Genomic DNA, 26,568 nt, shown 5'->3' with positions numbered 1-26,568 from the left:
GTGGGGATGAACCGGACACAGCGTGTCCAGAACGATCGCGTTTTCACCGAACGCGTGATTGTTCATTTGCGTGCGAAACCGGACACGCGTTGTCCAAATTGCGCCGCAAACTGTCCACTCCAAGGCAATGGGGAGTTTCCAACACCATGATGAAGCCCAGTCACACGGGCGGACGCCGCGCGAATCAGCGTGAGGCCGCGCGGCCCGATCCCGCGCGCCCGATTGCGCATTCGCCGCTGCACATCGCCATCCGGTTGTGGGGCTACGACAGCGCACTCGCGCAAACGTGGCTCGAATCGCTGCCCACGCTCAACGGCCTGCTAACGTGGTCGATCGCACTTGCACCGGACAGTCCCGGCGCGCAGATGGTCGTGCACATGATCAAACCCTCGCGGATGCCCGGCGCGACGTTTTGCTGGAACTGCATGGGCGCCAATCGCGCGATCGCGCGCATGGACCCGGCCGACGGCCTCGCGATCGCGCTGTTCGCCGGTCATGCGCAGACCTTGCCGATCGGGCGCGACGGTTTGTGGATGACGTCCGGCGCGTTGCCGCCGCGCGCCGCGCTGTTCCGGCTCGCGCATCTGATCGGCGCGGCCGCGATGCCGACGTCGACGGGCGCCTTTGCGCTGCGCTATCACGTGCTCGAAATGATCGGCGGCGAAATCGACGCTGCATGAGCCCGCTTTCGCCTCGCCTCACTCTTTCGGAAAGTCAGAACGTGTCTTGTCCCGCGCATCAGTTCGCCTCGCCGGATGCCCTTCATCGAACACCGATCGGCATCGTGCTGTTCAACGGCTTCGCGCTGTCCGAGCTTTCGAGACTCGTCGATGCGCTTCAGCCCGCCGACGCGGATAACGAGGCCGCCGATACCGCCGATACCGCCGATACCGCCGATGCCGCCGATGCCGACCTCACGCCGCGCGACATCGTGCTGTTCTCGGCGGCGGGCGGACGGATCGCGAGCGCGACGTCGGTGTTCGTCTGGACCGAACGCATCGATGCCACGCGATCGAAAAGCGATTACCGCGCGTTCTTCATCATGAGCGGAACGGGGCTTCAGCGCGCGCTCAAGGATACGCGGCTCGTCCAGTGGTTCCAGCGCGCGCAGTCGCGCGGCGAACGGCTTGTCGCCACCGCGAAAACGCGCGAGCAATTGTGCGCGGCGGGCGTTATCGAGCGCTCGTCCGCTGAATCGGCCGCCGACGCTGCGGGTCATACGTCGGTGGGTCCGCGAGATCTGGCCGACGCCGCGCGTGCGCTGATCGACGAAGAATGCGGCGCGACCTCGCCGACCCTCGCCGATAGTTCGGATACCTACGCAGATAAAGCACGCCCATCGCCGCCCGATCTTCCCGCACTCGCCTCCATCGCGAACGACAAGATCACCGCCGCCATCCGCTGGCTCGAAGCGCATTTCGACAAGCCGATGAGCATTCGCGACGCCGCCCAGGCCGCCGCGATGAGCGAGCGTAATTTCCTGCGCCGCTTCAAGGCCGCGACGAATCTCACGCCTTCGGAATACGTGCTGAATCTGCGCATCGAGGCGATTTGCCGACTACTGGCGGAAACCGATTTGCCCGTCGAAAAGATCGCGCGCCGCTGCGGTATCGCCAACGGCGCGGGCCTGTCCAAACTGTTCCGCCAACATTTTCAACTCACGCCGACCGAGTATCGCCGCCAGTTTGCCGTCACGCGCGACACCGGTGAGTTCGGCGATGCGTCTGCGCCGCGCGCGCAAAGCGCGATGCCCGCACGCCAGCGCCGCTCCGGTCATCTCGCCTTGTAAATCCGCAGAGTCCGCGGAACGAAAACTTCAGCGTCCCTGAAACAGATCGACGTTAGCGTCGTAAGCGGCTTGCTGGCGCACGAACGCATCGTCGAGATGATCGCGCAGCGCGCGCTCGGCCGCGTCGGGATCGTGGCGTTCGAGCGCTTCGAGAATCGCCTGATGCTGCTTGAGCGTGACGTCGGCGACCACGGGATCGCGCACGGTCACGTGGCGCACGCGGTCGATCGGCGCGCGCGCGAATTCCACCAGCTGCTGCACGCGCGGCAGCCGCGCGGCCGCGCAGACGGTCGCGTGAAACGCGTTGTCGCAACTGATCGCGGCCACCGCGTTGTCGCGCGCGATCGCGCGCCGGTGCGCCTCCTGAATATCGTGCAGCTGTTCAAGCTCGCGCGTCGTGATGATCTCGGCCGCGCGGCGGATGCTCGCCGTCTCCAGCACCTTGCGGATCAGCGCGCTCTCCGCGAACTGCTCGCGCTTCACCGGCGCGACGAAGGTGCCCGACTGCGCCGCGATGCGCACCAGTTCCTCGCGCGACAGTTGCAGCAGCGCCTCGCGCACGGGCGTGCGCGAGATGCCGAGCGCGTCGGCCAGCGCTCGCTCGAAGATCACATCGTCGGGTTGCAGCGTCATCGTCACGATGGCGTCGCGCAGCAACTGGTAAAGCTGCGTGGAGAGCGCGTTCGCGCGGTCCAGCTGAAAGTCGGCCTGAAGCAGCCGGGCGACGAACGCCTCGGGTTCGTTGCGGTTTTCTGTCATATCTCGGATGGGTTGCTGAGCGTTCCGCCACGCGGGCCGGAACCATGCCGTCAGTATATTAGTGTCCCAATTCTTTAGGCCCCGCCGGACGGGCGCTCCAGGGATTTCCCTCGGTCGCGCCCGCTTTCGTTGTGATCGCGGCCAGGTTCTTCTATCATCGAAGAACTAATATATTAATTCACTAGTGCACTAAGCGCGGCCTCGATCGAGCGTCGATGCCGCGCCGATCCCCACAGGAGACATCCATGCAACTGGAAGACACCGCCACGGCCCGGGCAGACGCGCGCGCCGACAGCCGCGCCGCCGCGCCCACCGCCGTCCGCTGGCGCATTTTCTGGATCTTGCTGCTGCTCTCGTCGATCAACTACATCGACCGCGCGTCGCTCTCGGTGGCGCTGCCGCTCATCTCGACCGAATTCAATCTCACGCCCGCGCTCGAAGGCGTGCTGCTGAGCGCGTTCTTCTGGACCTATGCGCTGATGCAGATCCCGAGCGGCCTGCTGGTCGACCGCTTCAAGGCGCGCAATCTCGTCGGCATGGCGACGGTCGCGTGGGGCGCGTGCCAGGCCTTCGCCGCCGGCTGCTTCCACTGGATTCCGCTGCTGCTCACGCGCCTCGGCCTCGGCGTGGCGGAATCGCCGATCATGCCCGCGGGCGCCAAGCTCGCCGGTTCGTGGCTCACGCCTTCGGAGCGCGGCCGCGGCGCGGCGCTGCTCGACGGCGGCGCGCCGCTCGGCTCGGCCTTCGGCGCGATCATCATCACCGGGCTGATCGCGTGGCTCGGTTCGTGGCGGCTCGCCTTCGTGGTGGCGGGCGTGGGCACGGTGGTCGTCGGCGTGATCGCGTGGTGGTACATCCGCAATCATCCGTCCGAGCATCCGGGCGTGAACGCCGCGGAACTCGCGCACGTCGAAGGCGCGCGCCGCCAACGCAGCGCCCGCGCGCCGCGCGAGCGCCTGCCGCTGCGCGCCGTGCTCGCCGACCGCTCGGTGCTCTGCATGTTCGCGAGCTGGGCCTGCTACAACAGCGTGTTCTACGGCCTGATGACGTGGATGCCCAGCTATCTGCACAAGGCGCACGGCTTCGACCTCAAGCAGATGGGCGGCGCGACCTTCGTGATCTTCCTGTGCGGTTTCTTCGGCGAACTGTTCGGCGGCTGGCTGGCCGACACCTGGCGCGCGAAGGGCGGCGAGCCGAACCGCGTGATGAAGTCGATGTTCGGCTTCGCGGGCCTCGCCTCGGCCGCCGCGATTCTCGCCGTGAGCTACGCCACCGGCCTCGTCAGCGTGGTCGTGCTGCTCTCCATCGCGCTGTTCTTCATCCGCTGGTGCGGCATGTTCTGGGGCGTGCCCGCCACGCTCGGCGGCCAGTCGCGCGCCGGCCTGCTCGCGGGCGCGATGAACTTCTCCGGCAACATCGTCGGCGTGATCGTGCCGATCCTGATCGGCGTCATCGTGCAAACGACGGGCACCTATTTCCTCGCGCTGATGTTCTTCGTCGCCGCTGCGTTCGGCCTCGCCGTCTGCGCGAGTCTCATCGACTATCGCGACCGCGGCCTCGACTGAGCACGCGGCGCCGCTTATTTCGCGTCCTAATTCACTTGCGATCATGTCCACACTCACTTCCGCCATGCCGCACACGCCATCGTCCCAACCCGCGCCCGCGCCCGCGCGCGTGATCCGCCTGCATCCCGCCGACGATGTCGTCGTCGCGCTCGAACAGCTGATCGGCGGCATGCCCGTCGAAGGCGACGGCGTGCGCGTCAGCGGCCTGATTCCGCCGGGCCACAAGGTCGCCACACGCGCGATCGCGGCGGGCGCGCCCGTGCATCGTTACGGCCAGATCATCGGCTTCGCGCGTCAGGCGATCTCGCCCGGCGATCATGTGCATACGCACAATCTCGACATGGGCGAGTTCGCGCGCGACTACGCGTTCAGCGAGGGCGCACGCGCCACGGCATTCGTGGCCGACAACGAACGCGCGAGCTTCGACGGCATCGTGCGCGCCGACGGCCGCGTGGCCACACGCAATTACATCGGTATCCTGACTTCCGTGAATTGCTCGGCGACGGTCGCGCGCGCCATCGCCGATCACTTCCGCCGCGACATTCATCCCGAAGCGCTCGCCGCGTTCCCGAACGTCGACGGCGTGGTCGCGCTCACGCACGGCGTGGGCTGCGCGGTGGACACCGAAGGCGAAGCGCTCGCGCTGCTGCAACGCACGCTGGGCGGCTACATGTGCCACCCGAATTTCGCGAGCGTGCTGGTGATCGGGCTTGGCTGCGAGACCAACCAGATTCCGCGCCTGCTCGAAACGCAGGGCCTCAAGGAGCACGCGGGCTTGCGCACCTTTACGATTCAGGACAGCGGCGGCACGGCCAAAACCATCGCGAAAGGCATCGAGATCGTCAAGGAGATGCTGGGCGCGGCGAATGACGTGCGGCGCGAGCGCGTAAGCGCGAGCCATCTGACCGTGGGCCTGCAATGCGGCGGCTCGGACGGCTATTCGGGCATCACCGCGAACCCGGTGCTCGGCGCGGCCGTCGACCGGCTGGTGCGCCACGGCGGCACCGCGATCCTCTCCGAAACGCCCGAGATTTACGGCGCGGAACATCTGCTCACGCGCCGCGCGGTGACGCGCGAAGTCGGCGACAAGCTGGTCGCGCGCATCCGCTGGTGGGAAGACTATTGCGCGCGCCATAACGCGTCGATGAACAACAATCCCTCGGCGGGCAACAAGGCGGGCGGCCTCACCACCGTGCTCGAAAAATCGCTCGGCGGCATCGCCAAGGCGGGCAGCACGAATCTCGTCGATGTCTACGAATACGCGCAGCCGGTGCTCGCGAAAGGCCTCGTGTTCATGGACACGCCCGGCTACGACCCGATCTCGGCGACGGGCCAGGTCGCGGGCGGCGCGAACCTGATCTGCTTCACGACGGGGCGCGGCTCGGCCTATGGCTGCGCGCCCTCGCCTTCGCTGAAGCTCGCCACGAATAGCGCGCTCTGGAAGCGCCAGTCGGACGACATCGACCTGAATTGCGGCGGCGTAGTGGACGGTAACGACGACATCGACGCGCTCGGCGAAGCGCTGTTCCGCATGATGCTCGACACGGCCTCGGGCACGCGCACGCGCAGCGAACTGCATGGTTACGGGCAAAACGAGTTCGTGCCCTGGCAGATCGGTGCGATCACCTGAAGCGCGTTATCGAGTACTCCATACGCATGCCTAACTAATATTCGACCATGACACAAGCTCAAGCCTCTGCTACGCCCTATCGCGGCGTCTTCCCGGTCATGCCGACCATCTTCACGGAAAACGGCGACCTCGACCTCGACGGCCAGCGCCGCTGCACCGACTTCATGATCGACGCGGGCTCGAACGGCCTGTGCATCCTCGCGAACTTCTCCGAGCAGTTTTCGCTGACCGACGCCGAACGCGAAACCGTGATGCGCTGCGTGCTCGAACACGTCGCGGGCCGCGTGCCGGTGATCGTCACGACTTCGCATTTCAGCGCGCGCGTGTGCGCCGAACGCAGCCGCGCCGCGCAGGACGCAGGCGCCGCGATGGTGATGGTCATGCCGCCGTATCACGGCGCGACGCTGCGCGCGAACGAGGCCGCGATTTACGGCTTCTTCCGCGCGGTCTCGGACGCCGTCACGATTCCCGTGATGATCCAGGACGCGCCGATGAGCGGCACCACGCTCACCGTGCCGTTTCTCGCGCGCCTCGCGCACGAACTGGAGCACGTGAGCTACTTCAAGATCGAAGTGCCGCAAGCGGCGGCGAAATTGCGCGAGCTGATCCGCGTGGGCGGCGACGCGATCGTCGGACCGTGGGACGGCGAGGAAGCGATCACGCTGATCGCCGATCTCGAAGCGGGCGCGACCGGCGCGATGACGGGCGGCGGCTACCCGGACGGCATCCGCCAGATCATGGACGCATGGGCTGCCGGGCAGGTCGAGGCCGCCGAGGACGCTTATCAGCGCTGGCTGCCGCTCATCAATCACGAGAACCGGCAAGGCGGCATCGCGACCGCGAAGGTGCTGATGAAGGCCGGCGGCGTGATCGCCTCGGACGCCGTGCGCGCGCCGCTGCCGGGCGTGGTCGAGGCCACGCGCGCGAGCCTGCTGCGCGTCGCGAAGCGGCTCGATCCGCTGGTGCTGCGCTGGGCCAAATAAGCCAGAATCGGTCCAACAAAAAAAGGCGCCGCGTCTTTCAACGCGGCGCCTTTTTCACGTCATCTCAACCTCACTTCTTGTCGACCACCGCCACGGCTTCTTCCACCGTATAGAGCTTGTCGCTCACGCCGCCCGGCTTGAGCTTGGCGAGTTCCGCGTCGAGCGTTTCGCGCGTCACGCTCACGAGCGGCACCTGAATGTCCTTCGGCATCTTCTTGCCCGCGAGCGCCTGCTGCGCGACCCAGAACGCCGCCGTCACCGCGCCCGGAGGATTCGACACCGAGGTCGTTTCATAACCCGCGCCCGCCTGGTTCTTCCACCAGTTCAGTTCGTCGTAGCGATTGCCGAGCACGATGATCGGCGTCGGGCGGCCCGCGGCCTTGAACGCCTGCGCGGTGCCGAAGCCGTCGTCGCCCTGCGTCGTCACACCGTCGATCTTCGGCAGCGTGGGCAGCACGCCCGCCACGGCTTTTTGCGCGACCGTCTGCGTCCAGTTGCCGTTGACGCTCGCGACGATCTTCATGCCCGGATACTTCTTGAGTTCGTCGACGATACCCTGGTGAATCGCCTCGTCCACCGACACACCGGCGAGACCACGCACTTCGAGCAGCGTGCCCTTGCCGTTCAGACGCTTCGCCAGATAGTCGACCTGATTCGCGCCCCACGCGTGGAAATCGAACGACACGCGATACGCGCACGGCTCGGTCACGATGCCGTCGTACGACACCACGACGATGCCCGCCGCACACGCCTGCTTGATGACACCGTTGAGCGCCGTGGGCGAAGCCGCATCCACGACGATCGCGTTATAGCCTTGCAGGATCAGGTTCTGGATCTGCTGCGCCTGCTCGGTCACCTGGTTCTCGGCCGTGGTGAACGTGGGCGCCGCCGCGACGCGTTTTTGCGCGACGGCTTCGTTCGTCACCGTCTGCCAGTCCTTGATCATGGTCTGCCGCCACGCGTTGCCCGCGTAGTTGTTCGACAGCGCAATCTTCTTCGTCGCCGTGCTCGTTTGCGACACTTGCGCGTGCGCGCCCGTCGCCGCAAACGCGAGGCTCATCAGCGCCACCGCGCCGGCAATGTGGCTCAATTTACGCATGGAAAGTCATCTCCTCTGAAGGGTTCTTGTCTTGCGGAATGCTGCGATATCGAATCAGCGCGCGCCGCGCACGCCAACCGGCAGCGAATAGACCGAGGTCGTCGCCGTGATGAACAGGCAGTTGCGGTTGAGGCCGCCGAAGGTCAGGTTCGCGACCGCCTCGGGAATCAGGATCTTGCCGAGCAGCGTGCCGTCCGGCGCGTAGCAGTGCACGCCGTCGGCGGCGCTGGTCCAGACGTTGCCGTGTTCGTCCACGCGCAGACCGTCGGGAATGCCCTGCTCCATCTCCACGAAAATGCGGCCGTTCGTGAGTCGCCCGTCGCGCACGTCGAACACGCGAATATGGCGCGGGCCGTTCTCGACATGCGAGGCGCCCGAGTCGGCGATATAGAGCTTCAATTCATCGGGCGAGAACGCGAGGCCGTTCGGCTTGACGAAGTCGTCGGCGACTCGGCGCGGCTCCAGCGCGCCGCGCACGAACGCATAGACGTGGCAGCCGCCGATTTCGCTTTCGGCGCGATAGCCTTCGTAGTCGCTGAGAATGCCGTAATCGGGATCGGTGAACCAGATCGTGCCTTGCGAATCGACCACGAGATCGTTCGGCGAATTCAGGCGCTTGCCGTCGTAATGCGAGGCCAGCACGGTCACGCTGCCGTCGTGCTCGGTGCGCGAAATGCAGCGCCTGCCGTGCTCGCAACTCACGAGCCGCCCTTCGCCGTCGCGCGTGTTGCCGTTGCTGAAATTCGCGTTCGCGCGGAACACGCCCACGCCCATGCCGGGCGCCCAGCGCATCATGCGGTTGTTCGGAATGTCGCTCCACACGAGCAGGTCGCTCGCCGGAAAATACACCGGCCCTTCGGTCCACAGACAGTCGCCCGCAATTTTCTGCAACAGCGCGTTGGGCTGAATCAGCCGCCGAAAGCGCGGATCGTGGACTTCGTGGTCGTGCGCGTTCATGGTGTCTCCTTGTTATTCGATTTAGGCGGCGCGCGATGGCGGGCGCAACAACAGAGGCGCAGGCGCATCTCGCGCCGCGCCACCTCCAGTTAATCAGGCATCCTTAGATAACGATCAGCGCAGCTTCTGCCCGCCCGCAACGGCGGTGACCGCGATGATGAGCACGCCGTAGACGAGCGAGCGCACGCCCGCGTCGGCGCCCACGGCATTGAGGATCGACGTCATCATGAAGAGGAACATCGACGCGCCCCAGACGCCGAGAATCGAAGCCTTGCCGCCCGTCACGAGCGTGCCGCCGATCACAACCACGGCAATCGAGATCAGCATGTACTCGACGCCCATGTCGAGCGCCGCGCCGCCCGCGACCGCCGCGAGACACACGGCCGCGAGCGAGGCGATGATCGCCGAGAGCACGTAGGCGGTGCAGCGCGTGCGATGCACGTTCACGCCCGCGAGCCACGCGGCGCGCGCGTTCTGGCCGACCGCCGAAAGCCGCCGTCCGTACACGCTGCGATGCATGAGCAGCGCGATCAGCAGCGAGAGCACCACGGCCAGCAGCGCGAGATACGGAATGTGCAGCAGGCGTCCGGTCGCGAAGTTGCCGAGCGCGGCGGGCGGCGCGGGCAGATTGCCGCCCTGCGTGATCGCCACCGACTGGATGATGAAGCTGGAAGACAGCGTGGCGATGATCGGCGGAATGCGCAGCAGGCGAATCAGCGCGTAATTGACGAGGCCGACCGCGAGTCCCACGCCGATCACCGCGACGATGCCGAGCGCGATGCGCGCGTCGCTGCCGTTCATCACGTGCATGCCGATCACGCCCGCGAGCGCGATCGTCGACGGCACCGAGAGGTCGATATTGCCGGTGCCGGAGGTGATGACGAGCATTTGCCCGAGCCCGACCAGCACCATGAAAATGCCGTAAACCAGCGCGGTTTCGAGCACATTGGCGGCCACCGGCAAGCCGAAGAAACCGACCGTCGCGGCCCAGACCAGCACCGCGCCCGCAAACGACAACGCCCACGGTGCGTCGAGTGCTTTCACGCGTGCGAACAGGCCTTGCGCGGATTCAGCGGAATCGGCGGGCGTGGCGGCGACGCCGCCGGAACGAGGCGTCGTCATTGGCGCTCTCCGTTACGTTGAAGCAGGACGCGCAGCGACAGCACGACGATCAGGATCGCGCCCTGCATGCCCACCTGCCAGTCCGACGAAATGTTGAGGAACGCGAGGAACGACGCCGCGAGCGTGAGCGTGATCGCACCGAGCACCGCGCCGACCACCGAGACGCGTCCGCCCACGAATTCGCCGCCGCCGAGGATCACGGCCGCGATCGAGAGCAGCGTGTAGCGCAGCGCGATGTTGGCGTCGGCGGAGGTCGTCAGGCCGAGCAGCGCGAGACCCGAGAGCACGCCGAAGATGCCGGCCACGCCGTACATCAGCGCGCGTCGTCCGACCAGCGACCAGCCGAAGCGGCTCACGGCGCGCGGATTGCCGCCGACCGCGCGGCTGCGCACGCCCGCCGAACTGCGCATCAGCAGGAAGTGCGCGACCACGGCGATCACCGCCGACCAGACGATGGGCGCGGCCACGAGCGGCGTCTGGAAACTCATCGCCGAGCCGAGCCAGCCGGGGCTGTTGCCGCCCGGCGACGGCAGCAGCACGATCGCGAGCCCGCTCCACACGAACGACAGCCCGAGCGTGACGACGATCGACGGAATGCGGCGAATCTCGATCAACGCGCCGATGGCCGCATAACCGGCCACGCAAGCGGCGAGCGCGAGCACGCCGAGCAGCGGATGCTGATCGAGGATCGTCGCGCCAATGCAGGCGACGAGGCTCACGAACGGCCCGATCGAGAGATCGAGGTCGTTCACGGTGATGATCGCGAGTTGCGCGAGCGTCGCGAGCACCAGCGGCACCGCGAGATTGAGCAGCAGATTGGAGCCGAAATAACTGAGCGTGGCCGGTTGCAGAAACAGGATCGGCACCAGCACCGCGCACAGCGAAACGGCGGGCAGCATCGTGCGCAAACGCGCCTGGGTCATCACAGTACTCATGCAGCCAGCTCCTCGAAGCTCGCCGCCAGCAGCGCTTCTTCCGTGCATTCGCCCGCGTGCAGCACGCGCGTGACGCGGCGCGAGCGGAACACGAAGGTGCGGTCGCAATAGGCGAGTTCGTCGTTTTCGGTCGTGTACCAGACGAAGGTGCGGCCCTTCGCGGCTTCGGCGCGCACGAGCGCGTAGATCTCGCGCTTGGTGCCGATATCGACGCCGCGCGTGGGATCGTCCATCAGAATGAGCGAGGCGTTCGAGGCCAGCGCGCGCGCGAACAGCACCTTCTGCTGATTGCCGCCCGAGAGCGACAGGATGTTCGATTGCATCGACGCGCCGCGTATGCCGATCTTCGTGCGCCACGTTTCCACCAGCGCACGCGCGGCCTTGAAGTCGATCAGCCAGCCGAGGCCTTTCGCGGCGCCGCTGCTCGCGGCATCGTTCGTGTCGTGCGCCGTCATGCCGCCGCGCCCGAGCCAGCGCACGTCGAGGTTCTGCGCGATCGACCAGACCGGAAACACGCCGTCGCGCGCGCGGTCGCCCGCGACGAAGGCCACGCTGTCGCGCGAGGCGCGTTGCGCGATGTCGTAGATCGCGAGCAGCGTTTCGGTTTGCCCTTGCCCCGCGAGGCCGCCGAAGCCGATCACTTCGCCACGCGATGCGTCGATTTCGGCGCGCCGGTGCGGCCCGATCACCCAGCGATAATCGCGCGTGGCGTGCTCGCGCGCCGTCTGCGCGGCGGCATCTTCGCGCGGTGCGTTCGCCACTTCCACATGCTGGCCCATCGCCTGGATGATCGCGTCGCGCGTGAGATTTTCGCGCGGCAGAATGCGCACGAGCTTGCCGTCGCGCATCACCATCACGCGGTCGGCCACGCGCTCGATTTCGCCGAGCATGTGCGTGACGAGCAAACACGTCACGCCGCGCGCGTTGGCCTTGCGCACATAGGCGAGCAGTTGTTCGGCCGTGTGCGCATCGAGGCTCGAGGTGGGTTCGTCGAGAATCACGAGACGCACGGGCGTGTCGGTTTCCGTGAATGCGCGCGCGATTTCCACCATCTGCCGCTGCGTGAGCGTGAGGTCGGAAACGAGTTCCGCGCCGCTCAGTCCGCAGCCCGGAAAGATTTCGGCGAGCTTCTCGCGCATCAGCGTGCTCGCGCGCTTGCGCCAGCCGCGTCCGCGCAGACGCGGATGCACGACGCACATGTTCTCCGCGATGCTCAGGTTCGGACAGAGCGACAGCTCCTGGAACACGCAGCGCACGCCCGCGAGTCGCGCGGCGTCGGCGTCGTAATGCGGCGCGGGCGCGCCGTGCGTGTCGATGCGGCCGTCGGTGGGCGTATACACGCCCGCGAGCACCGCCATCAAGGTCGATTTGCCCGCGCCGTTATGCCCGGCGATGCCGACGCATTCACCCGTGAGGAAATCGAAATCGATATCGGACAAGGCCCTCACATTGCCGAAGGACTTGCCGATGCCAGAAAAACGTATCAGGGGGGACGCGCTTTGTTTCGACTCGATGTTATCGATCACATCCGTGCTCCGAAAAACCTTCGCGGCGGGCGTCTCTCCGGTCGCGACACGTTCGTGTCCGCCCCGGCGACGCTGGTCTCCATGCTTGTACTCCATCTCGATGATGGAGGCTTTCTAATATACTAATGTTGCGGAAAACTTCAGACCCATAGGGATTTGCCCTAGACGGAGCACCGGCAGCGCGGCGCAAGGGCTTGCGGAAAGCGAAGGAAAGCGCGGGAAAACGATGCGCAATGAGGCGGCCGTTCGAGTCTAAGGACCGAATCGATATCGTTCTAATGAAAAACCGGACGCTTTCGATATCGGTTTCGATATCGCAGCCGCTGCGTGAGGGACGCAGCCTGATCCGACATAGTGGGATGCAGTGACTGTTTTTACCGGTTCGCCGCCGCATTGCACGGCGGCGAACCGCAGCCTTTAAAGCCGACGATTAAACCGGATTCAGCGCACTCGCGCCGCCGAGCACGGCCGCGACGTTATCGAGCGCGGTGAAGCCCATCTGGTCGCGCGTTTCCACCGTGGCGCTCGCCATGTGCGGCGAGAGGAACACGTTGTCGAGCGTGGCGAAGCGCGGATCGACGTTCGGCTCGCCGCGATAAACATCGAGGCCCGCGCCGCGCAGTTTCCCCGAGGTCAGCGCCGCGTACAGCGCATCTTCATCGACGAGACCGCCGCGCGCCGCGTTCACGAAGATCGCGTCTTTCGGCAGGAGTCCGAATTCGCGCGCGGTCATCAGCGGCGCGCCGCCGCCGGGCACGTGCAGCGTCAGCACCTGGCTGTGCGGCAGCATGGCGTCGAGGCTCTCGTAATACGTCGCGCCGTTTTCGAGCGCGGGCGCGGCACGCTGGATATCCGTATAGATCACGCGCATGCCGAAGCCTTGCGCGCGCCGCGCGACCGCGCGCCCGATGCGCCCGAACCCGACGATGCCGAGCGTCTTGCCGTTCACGCGCGTGCCGAGCATGTCGGTCATGCCGAACGACTTGCCCCAGCCCGCGCGCATGATGCGCTCGTATTCCGACGCGCGGCGGCAGGCCGCCAGCACGAGCAGCATCGTGAAGTCGGCCGTGCATTCGGTCAGCGCGTCGGGCGCGTTCGTCACGACGATGCCGCGTGCGCGCGCCGCCGCCACATCCATGTGATCGACGCCCGCGCTCGCGTTCGCGATGATCTTCAGCGTCGGCGGCAAGGCGGCGATGTGCTCGGCCTGAAGGCCCGACTTCTTGCCGATCAGCACGGCGGGCAGCGCGTGCTTCGTGCAGAAGTCGACCACGGACGCCGCGTCCATGTCGGCGTCGGTCACGTAGGCGTGAAATTCGGCTTCCGCGCGCTGCGCCACGGCAGCGGGAACCTTGCGTGCGATGAGCAGTCGGGTGCGTTGAGTGTCCGGCATCGTGCTTTCCTTTGGGTCGAATGACGACGAGAGACTACGAAGCCGCACACCGATGCGTCAATCTTGATTCGATCAATCAACTTATCGGCGGGTATCGCTCAAGCGCGCCGTTCACTGCGCTATTCACACGCAGTGCTTTAATTCGCGCCCTTAATTCGCGGACTGAATCACGGACTCAATCACGCACCTAAGCGCAGACTTAATCGCGCATGCCTTTTGCGCGTCCCGCCTCGCGCGCCGCATCGGGACATTCCCTGATGCCCCCCCGGCTGGCAAGCCCTCTGATGTTGATTGATCCAATCAAGATTGCTGCCCGTGTCAGCCGAATGCAATCCTTTTTCCGTGTTCAACCGAATCGACCAGAGGACGGGAAATGTCTGCATCGACGCATGAATCGAAACCCGCATCGTCCCCCGCATTGCCACGCGCATTGCCTCGCATCGCCGCCGTCACCGGCGCGGGTTCCGGCATCGGCCGCGCCACGGCCATCGCGCTCGCGAGAAACGGCTTCACGGTCGCGCTGATCGGACGCCGCCTCGAACCCTTGCTCGATACGCAGGAAGCGATCGGCCTGACCGGCGGCGAGGCGCAGCCCTTCACCGCCGACGTGACCGATGCCGACTCCGTCGAGCACGCGTTCGAGCAGATCGCGCAGCGCTTCGGCCGCCTCGACGTGCTGTTCAACAATGCGGGCCGCAACGCGGGCGCGGTGCCGCTCGAAGACTACGAACTCGATCTCTGGAACGACGTCGTCGCCACCAATCTCACCGGCGTGTTTCTGTGCGCGCGCGCCGCGTATCGGCAGATGAAAGCGCAGTCGCCGCAAGGCGGACGCATCATCAACAACGGTTCGATCTCCGCGCACTCACCGCGTCCGAACACGATCGCCTATACCGCGACCAAGCACGCGGTGACGGGCATCACGCGCTCGATCGCACTCGACGGCCGCGCGTACAACATCGCGTGCGGCCAGATCGACATCGGCAACGCGGCCACGCCGCTCACAGAACGTATGAACAAAGGCGTCTTGCAGGCCGATGGCCGGCTCGCGCCCGAAGCGCGCATGGACGTGGAGCACGTGGCGAATGCGGTCGTGCATATGGCGACGCTGCCGCCCGAGGCCAACATTCTCGACATGACGATCATGGCGACCACGATGCCGTTCGTCGGCCGCGGATAACGACACGAAGCGGACCGCATAAAAAAAGCCGCCTGACATGGAGACACCGATGAAATACGCAGAGGATCAACCGTTGCCCGCGGGCACGCCGGCTTACGCGCAAAGCGCGAAGCGCACGAAAGTCCGCTATGCCGTGCTCTCGATGCTGCTGATCGCGACCATACTCAATTACGTCGATCGCTCGGCGCTCGGCATCGTCGCGCCTTCGCTCTCGAAGGATCTCGGGCTCAACAAGATGCAGATGGGCGAGCTGTTCGCCGCATTCGGCCTCGCCTACTCCATCGCGCTCGTGCCCGGCGGCGTGCTCACCGACGTGCTCGGCTCGCGCGTGGCCTATGCGCTCTCGCTGGTGGGCTGGTCGTTCGCGACGCTCACGCAAGGTTTCGCGAACGGCTATCACATGCTGCTCGGTTCGCGTCTCGCGATGGGCGCGCTCGAAACGCCCGCGTTCCCCTCGAACACGCGCGCGGTCACCTTGTGGTTTCCGGTGCAGGAACGCGGCTTCGCCACGAGCGTCTACGTGATGGGCCAATACATCGGCACGCCGCTGTTCACGGGCCTGCTGTTGTGGATTTCGTCGATGTATGGCTGGCGCACGGTCTTCTTCGTGACGGGCGGTTTCGGCATGCTGTTCAGCGTGCTCTGGTATCGCACCTATCGCGATCCCGCGCGCCATCGCGCCGTGAACGCCGCCGAACTCCAGCACATCAACGGCGGCGTCACGCCCGCCTCGCGCAAGCCGCGCGACAAGTTCAACTGGCGCATGGCGCTGCGCCTGCTCGGCTATCGCCAGATTCTCGCGATCTGTCTCGGCAAGTTCTGCAATAACACGCTGCTGGTGTTCTTCACGACGTGGTTCATGACCTATCTGGTCGAAGCGCGCCACATGTCGATGATCAAGGTGGGCATCTTCCAGGCGATGCCGTTTCTCGGCGCGACGATCGGCATTCTCAGCGCCGGATTTATTTCGGACTTCTGCATACGTCGCGGCGTCTCGGTGTCCACCGCGCGTAAAGCGCCGCTGATCGTCGGCACCTTGCTGGGCGCATCCATCGTGCTCGTGAATTTCGTCGAGTCGAACGAACTCGTGATCGCCGTGCTGACCGTCGCGTTCTTCGCGCAGGGCGTGGGTTCGATGTCGTGGGCCGCCGTGGCCGAAATCGCGCCGCGCCAATATGTGGGCCTGACGAGCAGCATCACGAGTCTCGCCGCCAATATCGCGGGCATCACCACGCCGCTGATGATCGGCTATATCACGCAGCACACGGGCCACTTCTACTGGGCGCTGAATCTGATGGGCGCGATCTGCCTCGTCGGCACGCTCTCGTATTCGGTGCTGCTGGGCAAGCTGTCCCGCATCGAACTCTAACGCGCACGCCAACCGGAACCGCTCATGCCGAACCTGCCCTCGCCTGTCGAATGCCGATGGGATCATCTGCAACTCTGCTCGGCCGACGCCGAAGCCACCGCCGCATGGTTCGCGCGCTGCCTGAACGCCGAGATCGTGCGTCGGCCTGGCCGCGTCGATCTGCGCATCGGCGGCGTCGATCTGTTCATTACGCCGCTCGCGCCTTCGCAGATTCATTCGCAAACGGCGTCGTCCGCTGAATCGCGCGATGCGCAAGCGCGCCGCGAAGGCATCGATCACTTCGGCGTGACGGTGGACGATCTCGACGCCGCGTTCGCGCATCTCACGCGCTGCGAGGCGCAGATCGTCGAGCCGGTGCGCCAGATCCGGCCCGGCGTGCGCGCCTGCTTCGTGCGCGCGCCGGGCGACGTGCTCATCGAGGTGCTGGAGCGCCGCCCCGCCGAGATGACTTTTCGCTAGAAAGCCTGCAAGATGAGACGATGTCGGCGTCGCGCGCGGCTCGTCCGCGGCGCGTCGCCCCGCTCATCGTTCCCCGCATTCCCCTGTTTTCCCATGCGAAACTGGATCACTCTGGCCGAAGCCGCCCGGCAACTCGGCGTGCAAGCGCAGACCGTCTACGCCTACGCGAGCCGCGGCAATATCGCCGTGATGCCCGACCCGCACGATCCGCGCAAAAGCCTCTATCGCGCCGACGACGTCGCGCGCCTGTGCCGCAAGAAACAGGTCGGACGCAAGCGCGAAGCGCTCGCCGCGGGCACGATCTTCGGCGCGGAGCCGTGCATCTATAGCGGCATCACCACGTTCTCGAAGGGCCGCCCGTACTATCGCGGACGCGACTCCATCGCGCTCGCCGACCACGCCACGCTCGAAGACGTCGCCACGCTGCTCTGGCACGCGCGCGCGCCCGTGACCTTCCCCTTCGAGGCCGACGACGCCGCACCGGAAGGCGAAACGCGCGGACGGCAATGCGCGTTCACCTCGCTCGCGGCGCTCGCCGCCAACGGCCACTCCACGCTCGGCCGCACCGACGCCGCCCTGCACGTCGAAGCGGGCCAGCTGGTCGCGGCCGTCGCGCGGGCATTCGGTGCAAGCGGCGGTGCAAGCGGCGGTGCAAGCGGCGGTGCAAGCGGTCATGCAAACGGCGACGACGCCATGCCGGTTCACGCACGCCTCGCGCTCGGCTGGAATCAGGACGCCCACGGCGCCGAGCTGATCCGCAAGGCGCTCGTGCTGGTCGCCGACCACGAGATCACGAGTTCGGCGTTCGCGGCGCGCATCACGGCGTCCACGGGCGCCTCGCTGCCCGGCTGCCTGCTCACGGGTCTCGCGACCTTGTCGGGGCCGCTGCACGGCGACGCGTCCGGGCGCGTGCGCGCCGTCTTCGACGACGTGAACCGGCTCGGCGCGGATCAGGTCGTCACGCATCATCTGCAATCGGCGATTCCGGTGCCGGGCTTCGGCCATCATCTGTACCCGGACGGCGACCCGCGTGCCGCCGCGCTGCTCGACGCGCTGGAGCCGCCCGCCGAACTCGCCGCCTTCATCGCCAAGGTCGTGAAGCTCACCGGCCTCAAGCCGACCATCGACGTCGCGCTCGCGACGCTCGCGGCGCAACTGAATCTGCCGCGCGACGCCGCGTTCGCGCTGTTCGCCACGGCGCGCTGCGTGGGCCTGCTCGCGCACTGCATCGAGCAACTGCGCGTGGGCAAGGTGATTCGCCCGCGCGGACGCTATACCGGCCCGCCGCTCGAAGAAGAAGCGGGCCCGAGCGCGCCGCGCCGGAGCAAGGTGGCCGCGCCCGACGAAAAGACCTTGCAGAAGAATCGCTTGTTCAAGGTCGCGGGAAGTTGAGTCGAACCCGACTCAGCGCGCGCTCGCGAAGCGTTAGCGCGCCTGTGCGCGCAACACCTTCGCGGCCGCGACCATCTGCGTCAGCGCCGGAATCACCTCGGCCCACTGGCGCGTCTTCAGGCCGCAATCCGGGTTCACCCAGAGGCGCTGCGCCGGAATGCGCTCGGCCGCCTTCTGCATCAACTGAACGATATGCGCCTCGGTCGGAATATTCGGCGAGTGAATATCGTAGACGCCCGGCCCGATTTCGTTCGGATACCTGAAGGTATCGAAGGCATCGAGCAATTCCATATCCGAGCGCGAGGTCTCGATCGTGATGACGTCCGCGTCCATATCGGCGATCGACGCGATGATGTCGTTGAACTCCGAATAGCACATATGCGTGTGGATCTGCGTTTCGTCGGCGACGCCATTCGCCGCGATGCGGAACGACTCCACCGCCCAGCCCAGATACTCGCTCCATTGCGCGCGGCGCAGCGGCAGACCTTCGCGTAGCGCGGCCTCGTCGATCTGGATCACGCGCACGCCCGCTTTTTCGAGGTCGAGCACTTCCTCGCGGATCGCCAGCGCGAGTTGCTGGCACGACACCGAGCGCGGCTGGTCGTCGCGCACGAACGACCAGTTGAGGATCGTCACCGGGCCGGTGAGCATGCCCTTCATCGGCTTGTTCGTGAGCGATTGCGCGTAGGCGATCCACTCGACCGTCATGGCCTTCGGGCGGCTGATGTCGCCGAACAGAATGGGCGGCTTCACGCAGCGCGACCCATACGACTGCACCCAGCCGAACTGGCTGAACGCGTAGCCGTCGAGCTGTTCGCCGAAGTACTCGACCATGTCGTTGCGCTCGGCTTCGCCATGCACGAGCACGTCGAGTTCGAGCGCTTCCTGTTCGCGCACGCTGCGCGCGATTTCGGCGCGCATCGCGGTGCGATAGCCCGCGTCGTCGAGTGTGCCGCGCTTATACTGGCTGCGTGCCTGGCGGATCTCGCCGGTCTGCGGAAACGAGCCGATCGTGGTGGTCGGGAACGCGGGCAGCTTCAGCAACGCGGCCTGCTTCGGCGCGCGTTCCGCATACGCGTGCTGACGATGGCCGAGCGTCGCGTCGATACGCGCCAGGGCCGCTTTCACCGCCGGATTGTTCACGCGCGGAGAGTGTCGGCGCGCTTCGATGGCGGCGGCATTCGCCGCGAGTGCATCGGCCACGGCTTCGCGGCCTTCGTTCAGCGCGCGCGCCAGCAGCGTCACTTCGTCGAGCTTTTGCAGCGCGAAGGCGAGCCACGAACGGATCTCCGCGTCGAGCCGGACTTCGCTCGCGAGATCAACGGGCACATGCAGCAGCGAGCACGACGGCGCGATCCACAGACGTTCGCCAAGTTCGCGCGCGAGCGGCGCGAGCCAGTCGAGCGCGGCGTTCAGATCGGTCTTCCAGATGTTGCGGCCATTGATCGCGCCAACCGACAGCACGCTCGTCGCGGGCAGCTTCTGCGCCGCCAGCACGACTTCCTCGCGCGCGTTGACCGCGTCGATATGCAGGCCGTCGACCGGCAAGCTGCACGCGAGATCGAGATTCTCTTTCAGCTCGCCGAAATACGTCGCGAGCAGCAGCTTGACGCTGCGTTCCTCGAAGCCTTCGTAAGCGCGCACGAACGCCTCGCGCCACGCCGGTTCCAGTTCGGTCACGAGAATCGGCTCGTCGATCTGCACCCACTCCACGCCCAGCGCGTTGAAATGACTCAGCAGCGCGCGGTACACGGCCATCAGGCGCGGCAGCAGCGCGAGCTTGTCCGAGTCGTCCTTGGCCTTGCCGAGCCACAGATACGTGAGCGGCCCGACGATCACCGGCTTCGCCTTCACGCCCTGCGCCTGCGCTTCGCGCAGTTGCGCGGCAAGGCGCGCGGTGTCGAGATTGAACTGCGTATGCGCCGTGAATTCGGGGACGATGTAGTGGTAGTTCGTGTCGAACCACTTCGTCATTTCGCCCGCCGCCACGCCGCCGCAGCAGGCCGCGTGATCGTCCGCGCCCGCCGCCGAGCGGCCGCGCGCGACGCGGAAGGCGTTGTCGAGCGCGTCGCCGTGAAAATCGCGCACGCGTTCGGGCAGATTGCCGAGCGTGAAGCTCATGTCGAGCACCTGGTCGTAGAACGAGAAATCGCCGACCGGCACGAGATCGAGCGCGCGCTGATTCGCCCAGTGGCGAGCGCGTAGTTCGGCGCCGAGCGCCGTGAGTTCGTCGCGCGACGACTCGCCCTTCCAGTAGCGCTCAAGGCCGAATTTCAGTTCGCGTTGCGCGCCGATGCGCGGGAAGCCGAGGTTGTGTGTCGTGACCATTGCGCTGCCATCCGATAAAAAAGGTTCCGAAGTGGCAGCGATGATAGGGCTTACGGTCGATGAATAAAAATGGCATTATTTCATCGATCCATTAGAAATTTTCATCTGAAGTCCGATCCGTCTCTCCATGCTCGAACGCATACACCTCGTCATCGTCCGCGAAGTGGCCCGCCAGGGCTCGCTGACCGCGGCCGCCGAAACGCTGTTCCTCACGCAGTCGGCGCTGAGTCATACGGTCAAGAAAATCGAGCAGCAGCTCGGCACCGCGATCTGGGACCGCGAGGGCCGCAGCCTGCGGCTGACGCAGGCGGGCCGCTATCTGCTGTCGCTCGCGGAACGGCTGCTGCCGCAGTTCGAAACCGCCGAGGCGCGCATGAAGCAGTTCGCGGCGGGCGAGCGCGGCACGCTGCGCATCGGCATGGAATGCGCGCCGTGCTATCAGTGGCTGCTCAAGGTGGTGTCGCCGTATCTGGCGCGCTGGCCCGACGTGGACGTGGACGTGAAGCAGCGTTTCCAGTTCGGCGGCATCGGCGCGCTGATCGGTTTCGACATCGACGTGCTGGTCACGCCCGATCCGCTGAACCGGCCCGGCCTGCGTTTCGAACCGGTGTTCGACTACGAGCAGGTGCTGGTGGTCGCCGAAAACCATCGGCTCGCTCATGCGCGATACATCAAACCCGAGCAACTCGTGGATGAAACGCTCATCACCTATCCGGTGGAAACCGACCGGCTCGACATCTACAACCAGTTCCTGCGGCCCGCGAACATCATGCCGCGCCGTCACAAGACGATCGAAACCACCGACATCATGTTGCAGATGGTCGCGAGCCATCGCGGCGTGGCAGCGCTGCCGAAATGGCTCGCCGAGGAATACGCGGACCGCATGCCGCTCGCCATCGTGAAGCTCGGTAAACAGGGCATCGCCAAGCAGATTTTCCTCGGCACGCGCGAAGGCGACGCGGCTGTCGATTACCTCGGTTCATTCGTCGAATTCGCGCGCGAATCGAACTGGCAGGCGCCGCGCATGAAGCGCTGAATGCATGCGGATTGCCATAGGCGAAATCGTTTGTCACACGGCTTGTTCCAATGTCATCCGCGTGAGACGACAGCAATCTTTTTTTATCAGTAGAATGCTGCAAACGTATAGGCGCGCAGTGTTTCGAAACCGGCTACAGGACCGGCGAAGCAAGCGGGTGGTGCCAACGCCTTCCCTACCGTCGCGATGTGACGCGTATAAGGCAAAGGCATCACTCCTTGCCACGGTTTAGCCACCGATTTCGAACCCATTTCCTGTGGTACTTACCTAGCCGCAATACCGTGTATTCCAAAACGCAAATCGATCCGGTAGTGAGCTTCCGCAACTCGCAGGGCGAGCAGGTGCGGGGCACGATCATCAATCTCCAGCGCAAGTCCCTGGTGATGGAGGTCTATAACCCGTACTCGATTGTCCAGGTCAGCGAGGTGCTGAGCGACCTGTCGGTCAAGATGGGCGTGGAGCAGGCCTATGCAGGCAAGGCCGTCGTCATCAGCATGGTCAATACCGGCCTGACCGCGATCGTCTCGGTCACGCTGATCGACGAGTGGCGCGAACTGAGCGGCGGCGTGCTGGAGCCGCGCGCGGTGGGCGAGGAAGCGCGCCGCTTCGCGCAAGACTGGGCCGAGCGCTTCCAGATCCGCCGCGACTATCAGATCGCGGTCAACCAGCTGCGCGCGTTCCTCACCGACATGTCGCGCTGGGTCGAACAGGCCGATCTGGCCGACACCCTGCCGAAGGAAGGCAAAAGCCTGCGCGAAGACTTCTTCCTCGAACTGGCCTCGCCGCTGATGCAGCGGACCAAAGTCTATTTCGACGAATTCGAAGGCGAGGCGCGCCTCGTCGACGAAGAACTCGCGCCCGCGCATCGCGCGTTCGCCCAGGCGGCGCTCCATCCGCTGCTGCTGCGCTCGCCGTTCGTGTTCCGCACCTTCACGAAGCCGCTCGGTTACGCGGGCGACTATCAGATGGTCAACCAGATGCTCGACGACCCGCGCCAGGGTCCGAGCACGTACTTCCAGATCGTCAACGCGGCCTTCCTGCAAACGGCCGTGGCGCGCGCGCACCGCAACCGCATCGAGCTGCTGGTCGATTACCTCACGCGCCTCGCCAACGCCGCGCGCGCCGCGGAGCGGCCGTTCCGCGTGCTCAACGTGGGCTGCGGTCCCGCGCAGGAAATCCAGCGCTTCATCGAGGAATACGACGAGCCGCAGTGGCTCACGTTCGAGCTGCTCGACTTCAGCCAGGAGACGCTCGACTGGACGCGCAATCGTCTCGGCTCGCTCGCGCAGAGCCTGGGCAAGCCGATGAGCATCAGCTATACGCACGACTCGGTCCACCATCTGCTCAAGCGCCGCATGGACGCCGACGCGCCCGACACGCGCGTGTTCGACGCGGTCTATTGCGCCGGTCTGTTCGACTATCTGTCCGACAAGGTCTGCGCGCGGCTGACCCAGTATTTCGCGAGCCGCACGCGCCCCGGCGGCCGCCTGCTGGTCACCAACGTCCACGCCGACAATCCCGAACGCCTGAGCATGGAGCACGTGCTGGAGTGGTACCTCATCTATCGCAACGAGGCGCAGATGGCCGAGATCATGCCGGAGGACGGCGGCGAGCCGCGCCTGTACACCGACGCGACCGGCGTCAACGTCTTCGCCGAAGCGGTGATCGGCCAGCCTTGCGCTGCCTGAGATGAGTACCTCCCTCGTTGGGCTGCAAACGACCTATCGCGAGGAGCTGCGCGACTACCGGTTGTTGTGCAGCAAGGCCGGCGGCCTGACCGTGATCGTGCTCGTGCTGATGGGCATGGCGATGGATTACGTCGTCTATCCGTCCGAGCAGCGAACCTTCGCGTTCGTGCGCGCGCTCACCAGCGTCGCCATCGGCCTCGCCCTGCTCGCGCTCTACACGCAGGCCGGGCGCCGCCACGTGCAGGTCATCACCTTCGGCTGGCTGCTGCTGCCGCAGGTCATGATCTCGTGGATGATCTACGCCACCGAAGGCGAAGCCTCGCTGTTCTACGCCGGCCTCATGCTGACGATCTTCGCGGTGGGCATCCTGTTCCAGTCCGGCGCGTGGCAGACGCTCGCCTTCGGCGTCGCCACGGTGGCGCTCTATTACGTCGCCTGCGCCGCGCATCCGGGCGGCATCGAAGACGTCAGCAAGTTCCAGTTCCAGCTGATCCTGATCTTCTTCTGCGCGCTCGCGAGTTCCATCTATACGTACTTCAACGAGAAGGGCCGCTTCCAGCTTTTTCGCCTCAAGGACGAAGTCGCGAACAAGAACGAGCAGCTCGCGCGCACCAACGAGAACCTCGCGCAGATCAAGGGGCAGTTGTTGCAGCAGGAGAAGATGGCCGCGATCGGCACCTTGTCGGCGGGGCTGCTTCACGAGGTCAACAACCCCGTGAACTTCTGCCTGATGGCGATCGAGATCGCGATGGAGGAGCCGCAGGTCAAGGACAGCGACTCGCTCCAGGAATGCCTCACCGACGTCAAGCAGGGCATGCACCGGATCCAGCACATCGTCTCGGACCTCAAGACCTTCGCCTACCGCAAGCCGGGCGCGGCGGCCGACGACGTGCCGTTCCTGTTCGAGAAGGCGCTCGATTCGTCGATCCGGCTCAGCGCGCACGAACTGCGCGGCGTGACCGTCACGCGCGAACTGCCCGCCGACACGCTCGTGCTCGGCGACGAAGCCGCGATCATCGGCGTGCTCATCAATCTGTTTTCGAATGCGGCGCTCGCGATGCACAAGGCGCATACGGCGTCGCCGAAGGTGCACGTCACGGCGCAATGGCGCGACGAGCGGCTGCACGTGAACGTGCGCGACAACGGTCCGGGCATTGCGCCGGAAAATCTCGCGCGGGTGTTCGAGCCGTTCTTCACGACGCGCGAAGTCGGCCAGGGCCTCGGCCTCGGCCTGTCCATCAGCTATGCGGTGGTCGAGCGGCACGGCGGCACGCTGTTCGCCGAAAGCCAGTTGGGCGAGTGGACCGCGTTCAACTTCGACCTGCCGCGTGTGGAGTGAGGCCGAGATGAGCGAAACCCAGTCAGCACGCCCGACGGTCGTCTATGTCGACGACGAGGAATTGGCCCGCAAGTATTTCGCGCGCTCGGCGGGCAGCGCCTATGAAGTGCTGCTCGCCGACGGCGCCGACGAAGCCCTGTCGATCCTGCGCAGCGAGGGCGCGCGCGTGTCGGTGCTCGTGACCGACTTCCGCATGCCGGGCCGTCACGGCGACGAACTGCTGCGGGAAATCGCGCGCGACTATCCGCATATCGTGCGCGTGCTGGTGACGGCCTATGCGGACAAGGACGCGCTGCTCGACGCGCTCGCGTCCGGCGAGGTGTTCCGCATCCTCGAAAAGCCGCTGGGCGTGAGCACGGTCCGCGAGGTGCTGGCCGAGGCCGCGGCGGCGCGCCCGACGTGATGCGGCGCCCGACGATCGCGCCGCCTGCCGCTGCCCTTGTCATTGCACCGAACATGGCCCGCTTTCAGCCCCGCTTTGAGGCCCGCTTCCAGGCCCGCTTCCAGGCCCGCTTCCAGGCCCGATGTTTCAGGCGCGAGGTCCCGCGATTCGCGACGCTGGCAGCCCCCAATTTGAAGAATCGAATGCACAGGAGTGTTTCATGAGCCACACGATTGCCAGCCAGACGCCCCCCCCGGCGATTCTGTTCGTCGACGACGAAGCCACCGCGGTCAAATACTTCGAGCGCGCCATCGGCGCGATCGCGCCGGTCGCGACGGCCGGCTCGGTGGACGACGGCAAGGCGATGCTCGACGCCCACGCCGACAGCCTCGCTGTGCTGGTGTCCGACCAGCGCATGCCGGGCGAGTACGGCAACGAACTGCTGCGTTACGCGCGCGAGCGCTATCCGCACGTCGTGCGCATTTTGACCACGGCCTATTCGGAACTCGATCAGACCGTCGAGGCCGTCAATCAAGGCCAGATCCATCGCTATATCAAGAAGCCGTGGGACATCACCGCGCTGCGCATGGAGATGAAACAGGCGCTCGAACTCGCGGGGCTGCGCAAGGAACGCGATCAACTCGTGCGCGAAAAGCTCGGCGTGATGCAGACGCAGACCGTGGCCACGCGGCTCGGCATCGTGCAGACGCTGTGCGCGAGCCTGATCGGCCCGGGGCGCTTCCAGCCGGTGGAAACGTATCTGGCGGGCGCCGATCTCGCGGGCACGGGCAACGTGCAGCCCGACTGGCAGCGCATGGATTACGCCGATCTCGTGCGCGCCGAAAGCGAATCGAGCGGGCGCTTCGGCCACGCGGTCGCCACGCGGCTCGCGCAACTGCGCACGCAACTGGCGGGACGCAGCGCCGCCGACGCCGTGCAGGTGGTCGCCGACGCGCTCGGCGAGCGCGTGCGCGGCAGCGGCGATGCGCTGATCTGGGCCGCGCCCGATACGCTCAGCGAATTCCTCGCGCGGCCGGTCGGCCAGTCCGTTTCGGACGCGCACGCGGCCTGGCTCGCCTGCCTGCTGTGGATCGAGGAAGCGGGCGGCGCGCTGCAATTCGGGCGCGACGCGGACCTCCTACTCTGCCGCGCCGCCCCGCGCGCCGACAGCTTCGCCGCCGACCGTCTCGCGGTGTGGATCGAACGGTTTGCGGAACGCGCATTCGAGCAGACGCGCGTTTAAAAGCGCATTCGCTGAATTCAAACGGACGCCGCACGAGCGTCCGTTTTTTATTAAATAGCCGAATCTTTCAGCCGGTATTCCCCGCTTTAAATCCCCGGTAAATCTGTAATATTTTCTGACGCTGCGCGATCGCGCAAACGTTTAACCGGCGCTTACAGTTCACGACTCGATCATCGCGCCCCAAAATCCCGCAAACACCCGCCCCACCAGGCTTTCCAGGTTTTTCCCATCCGTTTAATCGCGCCCTTTTATTAAAAAGGCACGCGCAAACCTTTGCGTAAGATTACGAAATGAAAAACCCAATATTTCATCTAAGTTAATACTTAATTTCGGATCCTTAACGCCGATAAACCCGCTGGCGGAATACAAGACCAGTTCCGCCTCGCCCCGGTCG

The 26,568-nt window shown here is 65.7% G+C and carries 22 protein-coding genes; 14 read left to right on the top strand and 8 right to left on the bottom strand.

Annotation, left to right across the window (positions count from 1 at the left end):
• The first annotated feature begins 146 nt into the window (after nt 1-146).
• Nucleotides 147-680, top strand: coding sequence for a hypothetical protein (locus U4Y88_RS17195; RefSeq protein WP_310629955.1), 534 nt, complete (start codon nt 147-149; stop codon nt 678-680).
• A gap of 41 nt (nt 681-721) precedes the next feature.
• Nucleotides 722-1,789 (top strand): helix-turn-helix domain-containing protein, encoded by a 1,068-nt coding sequence (locus U4Y88_RS17190; RefSeq protein WP_321785264.1) that lies wholly within the window; start codon nt 722-724, stop codon nt 1,787-1,789.
• Between the two features lie 27 nt (nt 1,790-1,816).
• On the opposite strand, the gene U4Y88_RS17185 is transcribed toward U4Y88_RS17190, so the two are convergent.
• A complete protein-coding gene (locus tag U4Y88_RS17185; RefSeq protein WP_224008641.1) occupies nt 1,817-2,548 on the bottom strand; it encodes a GntR family transcriptional regulator in 732 nt (243 codons plus the stop codon).
• Nucleotides 2,549-2,793: 245 nt separating this feature from the next.
• On the opposite strand from U4Y88_RS17185, the gene U4Y88_RS17180 reads away from it, so the two are divergent.
• The 3 genes from U4Y88_RS17180 to U4Y88_RS17170 all read left to right on the top strand — a co-directional run bounded on the left by U4Y88_RS17180 (nt 2,794) and on the right by U4Y88_RS17170 (nt 6,726).
• A complete protein-coding gene (locus U4Y88_RS17180) occupies nt 2,794-4,113 on the top strand; it encodes an MFS transporter (protein WP_310629957.1) in 1,320 nt (439 codons plus the stop codon).
• Nucleotides 4,114-4,177: 64 nt separating this feature from the next.
• A complete protein-coding gene (locus U4Y88_RS17175; RefSeq protein ID WP_321785489.1) occupies nt 4,178-5,743 on the top strand; it encodes an altronate dehydratase family protein in 1,566 nt (521 codons plus the stop codon).
• Nucleotides 5,744-5,790: 47 nt separating this feature from the next.
• Nucleotides 5,791-6,726 carry a dihydrodipicolinate synthase family protein gene (locus U4Y88_RS17170; RefSeq protein WP_321785262.1) on the top strand — a complete coding sequence of 312 codons (936 nt, stop codon included), beginning with the start codon at nt 5,791-5,793 and terminating at the stop codon, nt 6,724-6,726.
• A gap of 70 nt (nt 6,727-6,796) precedes the next feature.
• On the opposite strand, the gene U4Y88_RS17165 is transcribed toward U4Y88_RS17170, so the two are convergent.
• The 6 genes from U4Y88_RS17165 to U4Y88_RS17140 all read right to left on the bottom strand — a co-directional run bounded on the left by U4Y88_RS17165 (nt 6,797) and on the right by U4Y88_RS17140 (nt 13,758).
• Complete coding sequence (locus U4Y88_RS17165) at nt 6,797-7,825, bottom strand: ABC transporter substrate-binding protein (RefSeq protein ID WP_224008647.1); 1,029 nt, start codon at nt 7,823-7,825, stop codon at nt 6,797-6,799.
• 54 nt (nt 7,826-7,879) lie between these two features.
• Nucleotides 7,880-8,782: an SMP-30/gluconolactonase/LRE family protein gene (locus U4Y88_RS17160; protein WP_321785260.1), complete on the bottom strand. Its 903-nt coding sequence runs from the start codon at nt 8,780-8,782 to the stop codon at nt 7,880-7,882.
• A gap of 114 nt (nt 8,783-8,896) precedes the next feature.
• Nucleotides 8,897-9,904, bottom strand: a complete 1,008-nt coding sequence (locus U4Y88_RS17155) for an ABC transporter permease (protein ID WP_321785258.1) — start codon at nt 9,902-9,904, stop codon at nt 8,897-8,899.
• A complete protein-coding gene (locus U4Y88_RS17150) occupies nt 9,901-10,839 on the bottom strand; it encodes an ABC transporter permease (RefSeq protein ID WP_224008660.1) in 939 nt (312 codons plus the stop codon). The genes U4Y88_RS17155 and U4Y88_RS17150 overlap by 4 nt, the downstream gene beginning before the upstream one ends.
• Nucleotides 10,836-12,362 (bottom strand): sugar ABC transporter ATP-binding protein, encoded by a 1,527-nt coding sequence (locus tag U4Y88_RS17145; RefSeq protein WP_321785487.1) that lies wholly within the window; start codon nt 12,360-12,362, stop codon nt 10,836-10,838. The genes U4Y88_RS17150 and U4Y88_RS17145 overlap by 4 nt, the downstream gene beginning before the upstream one ends.
• A gap of 433 nt (nt 12,363-12,795) precedes the next feature.
• Entirely contained in the window at nt 12,796-13,758 is a 963-nt protein-coding gene (locus U4Y88_RS17140; RefSeq protein ID WP_321785257.1) for a D-glycerate dehydrogenase, read from the bottom strand.
• Between the two features lie 373 nt (nt 13,759-14,131).
• On the opposite strand from U4Y88_RS17140, the gene U4Y88_RS17135 reads away from it, so the two are divergent.
• From U4Y88_RS17135 to U4Y88_RS17120, 4 genes are all read left to right on the top strand, one after another.
• Complete coding sequence (locus U4Y88_RS17135) at nt 14,132-14,938, top strand: SDR family oxidoreductase (RefSeq protein WP_321785255.1); 807 nt, start codon at nt 14,132-14,134, stop codon at nt 14,936-14,938.
• A gap of 49 nt (nt 14,939-14,987) precedes the next feature.
• A complete protein-coding gene (locus U4Y88_RS17130) occupies nt 14,988-16,307 on the top strand; it encodes an MFS transporter (protein WP_321785253.1) in 1,320 nt (439 codons plus the stop codon).
• A 24-nt stretch (nt 16,308-16,331) separates the two neighbouring features.
• Nucleotides 16,332-16,766 carry a VOC family protein gene (locus tag U4Y88_RS17125; protein WP_310631804.1) on the top strand — a complete coding sequence of 145 codons (435 nt, stop codon included), beginning with the start codon at nt 16,332-16,334 and terminating at the stop codon, nt 16,764-16,766.
• A gap of 93 nt (nt 16,767-16,859) precedes the next feature.
• Nucleotides 16,860-18,158 carry a citrate synthase gene (locus tag U4Y88_RS17120; RefSeq protein WP_321785251.1) on the top strand — a complete coding sequence of 433 codons (1,299 nt, stop codon included), beginning with the start codon at nt 16,860-16,862 and terminating at the stop codon, nt 18,156-18,158.
• 33 nt (nt 18,159-18,191) lie between these two features.
• Here U4Y88_RS17120 and metE read toward each other — a convergent pair whose 3' ends face one another.
• Complete coding sequence (gene metE / locus U4Y88_RS17115) at nt 18,192-20,486, bottom strand: 5-methyltetrahydropteroyltriglutamate--homocysteine S-methyltransferase (protein WP_321785249.1); 2,295 nt, start codon at nt 20,484-20,486, stop codon at nt 18,192-18,194.
• Nucleotides 20,487-20,613: 127 nt separating this feature from the next.
• Here metE and U4Y88_RS17110 point away from each other — a divergent pair, with 127 nt between their 5' ends.
• From U4Y88_RS17110 to U4Y88_RS17090, 5 genes are all read left to right on the top strand, one after another.
• Nucleotides 20,614-21,522 (top strand): LysR family transcriptional regulator, encoded by a 909-nt coding sequence (locus tag U4Y88_RS17110; protein WP_321785247.1) that lies wholly within the window; start codon nt 20,614-20,616, stop codon nt 21,520-21,522.
• Between the two features lie 281 nt (nt 21,523-21,803).
• Nucleotides 21,804-23,210 carry a class I SAM-dependent methyltransferase gene (locus U4Y88_RS17105; RefSeq protein WP_224008675.1) on the top strand — a complete coding sequence of 469 codons (1,407 nt, stop codon included), beginning with the start codon at nt 21,804-21,806 and terminating at the stop codon, nt 23,208-23,210.
• Nucleotide 23,211: 1 nt separating this feature from the next.
• Nucleotides 23,212-24,549, top strand: coding sequence for a sensor histidine kinase (locus U4Y88_RS17100; protein WP_321785245.1), 1,338 nt, complete (start codon nt 23,212-23,214; stop codon nt 24,547-24,549).
• A gap of 7 nt (nt 24,550-24,556) precedes the next feature.
• Complete coding sequence (locus tag U4Y88_RS17095; RefSeq protein ID WP_321785243.1) at nt 24,557-24,952, top strand: response regulator; 396 nt, start codon at nt 24,557-24,559, stop codon at nt 24,950-24,952.
• 199 nt (nt 24,953-25,151) lie between these two features.
• Nucleotides 25,152-26,174, top strand: a complete 1,023-nt coding sequence (locus tag U4Y88_RS17090; protein ID WP_321785241.1) for a response regulator — start codon at nt 25,152-25,154, stop codon at nt 26,172-26,174.
• The last annotated feature ends 394 nt before the right edge of the window (nt 26,175-26,568 follow it).

The sequence above is a fragment of the Paraburkholderia sp. J94 genome (assembly GCF_905220285.1).
Lineage (GTDB): Bacteria > Pseudomonadota > Gammaproteobacteria > Burkholderiales > Burkholderiaceae > Paraburkholderia > Paraburkholderia tropica_A.
Note: the sequence above shows the minus strand (reverse complement) of the source record. Positions and strands in the feature narration are given on the sequence as shown.

Bases quoted from the DNA above. Each gene is read 5' to 3' on its own strand.
- U4Y88_RS17195 (WP_310629955.1), top strand. From the start codon at position 147: ATGATGAAGCCCAGTCACACGGGCGGACGCCGCGCGAATCAGCGTGAG.
- U4Y88_RS17185 (WP_224008641.1), bottom strand. From the start codon at position 2,548: ATGACAGAAAACCGCAACGAACCCGAGGCGTTCGTCGCCCGGCTGCTT.
- U4Y88_RS17120 (WP_321785251.1), top strand. From the start codon at position 16,860: ATGCGAAACTGGATCACTCTGGCCGAAGCCGCCCGGCAACTCGGCGTG.
- U4Y88_RS17100 (WP_321785245.1), top strand. From the start codon at position 23,212: ATGAGTACCTCCCTCGTTGGGCTGCAAACGACCTATCGCGAGGAGCTG.
- U4Y88_RS17150 (WP_224008660.1), bottom strand. From the start codon at position 10,839: ATGAGTACTGTGATGACCCAGGCGCGTTTGCGCACGATGCTGCCCGCC.
- U4Y88_RS17180 (WP_310629957.1), top strand. From the start codon at position 2,794: ATGCAACTGGAAGACACCGCCACGGCCCGGGCAGACGCGCGCGCCGAC.
- U4Y88_RS17155 (WP_321785258.1), bottom strand. From the start codon at position 9,904: ATGACGACGCCTCGTTCCGGCGGCGTCGCCGCCACGCCCGCCGATTCC.
- U4Y88_RS17140 (WP_321785257.1), bottom strand. From the start codon at position 13,758: ATGCCGGACACTCAACGCACCCGACTGCTCATCGCACGCAAGGTTCCC.
- U4Y88_RS17160 (WP_321785260.1), bottom strand. From the start codon at position 8,782: ATGAACGCGCACGACCACGAAGTCCACGATCCGCGCTTTCGGCGGCTG.
- U4Y88_RS17170 (WP_321785262.1), top strand. From the start codon at position 5,791: ATGACACAAGCTCAAGCCTCTGCTACGCCCTATCGCGGCGTCTTCCCG.
- U4Y88_RS17125 (WP_310631804.1), top strand. From the start codon at position 16,332: ATGCCGAACCTGCCCTCGCCTGTCGAATGCCGATGGGATCATCTGCAA.
- U4Y88_RS17135 (WP_321785255.1), top strand. From the start codon at position 14,132: ATGTCTGCATCGACGCATGAATCGAAACCCGCATCGTCCCCCGCATTG.
- U4Y88_RS17090 (WP_321785241.1), top strand. From the start codon at position 25,152: ATGAGCCACACGATTGCCAGCCAGACGCCCCCCCCGGCGATTCTGTTC.
- U4Y88_RS17165 (WP_224008647.1), bottom strand. From the start codon at position 7,825: ATGCGTAAATTGAGCCACATTGCCGGCGCGGTGGCGCTGATGAGCCTC.
- U4Y88_RS17110 (WP_321785247.1), top strand. From the start codon at position 20,614: ATGCTCGAACGCATACACCTCGTCATCGTCCGCGAAGTGGCCCGCCAG.
- metE (WP_321785249.1), bottom strand. From the start codon at position 20,486: ATGGTCACGACACACAACCTCGGCTTCCCGCGCATCGGCGCGCAACGC.
- U4Y88_RS17095 (WP_321785243.1), top strand. From the start codon at position 24,557: ATGAGCGAAACCCAGTCAGCACGCCCGACGGTCGTCTATGTCGACGAC.
- U4Y88_RS17130 (WP_321785253.1), top strand. From the start codon at position 14,988: ATGAAATACGCAGAGGATCAACCGTTGCCCGCGGGCACGCCGGCTTAC.
- U4Y88_RS17175 (WP_321785489.1), top strand. From the start codon at position 4,178: ATGCCGCACACGCCATCGTCCCAACCCGCGCCCGCGCCCGCGCGCGTG.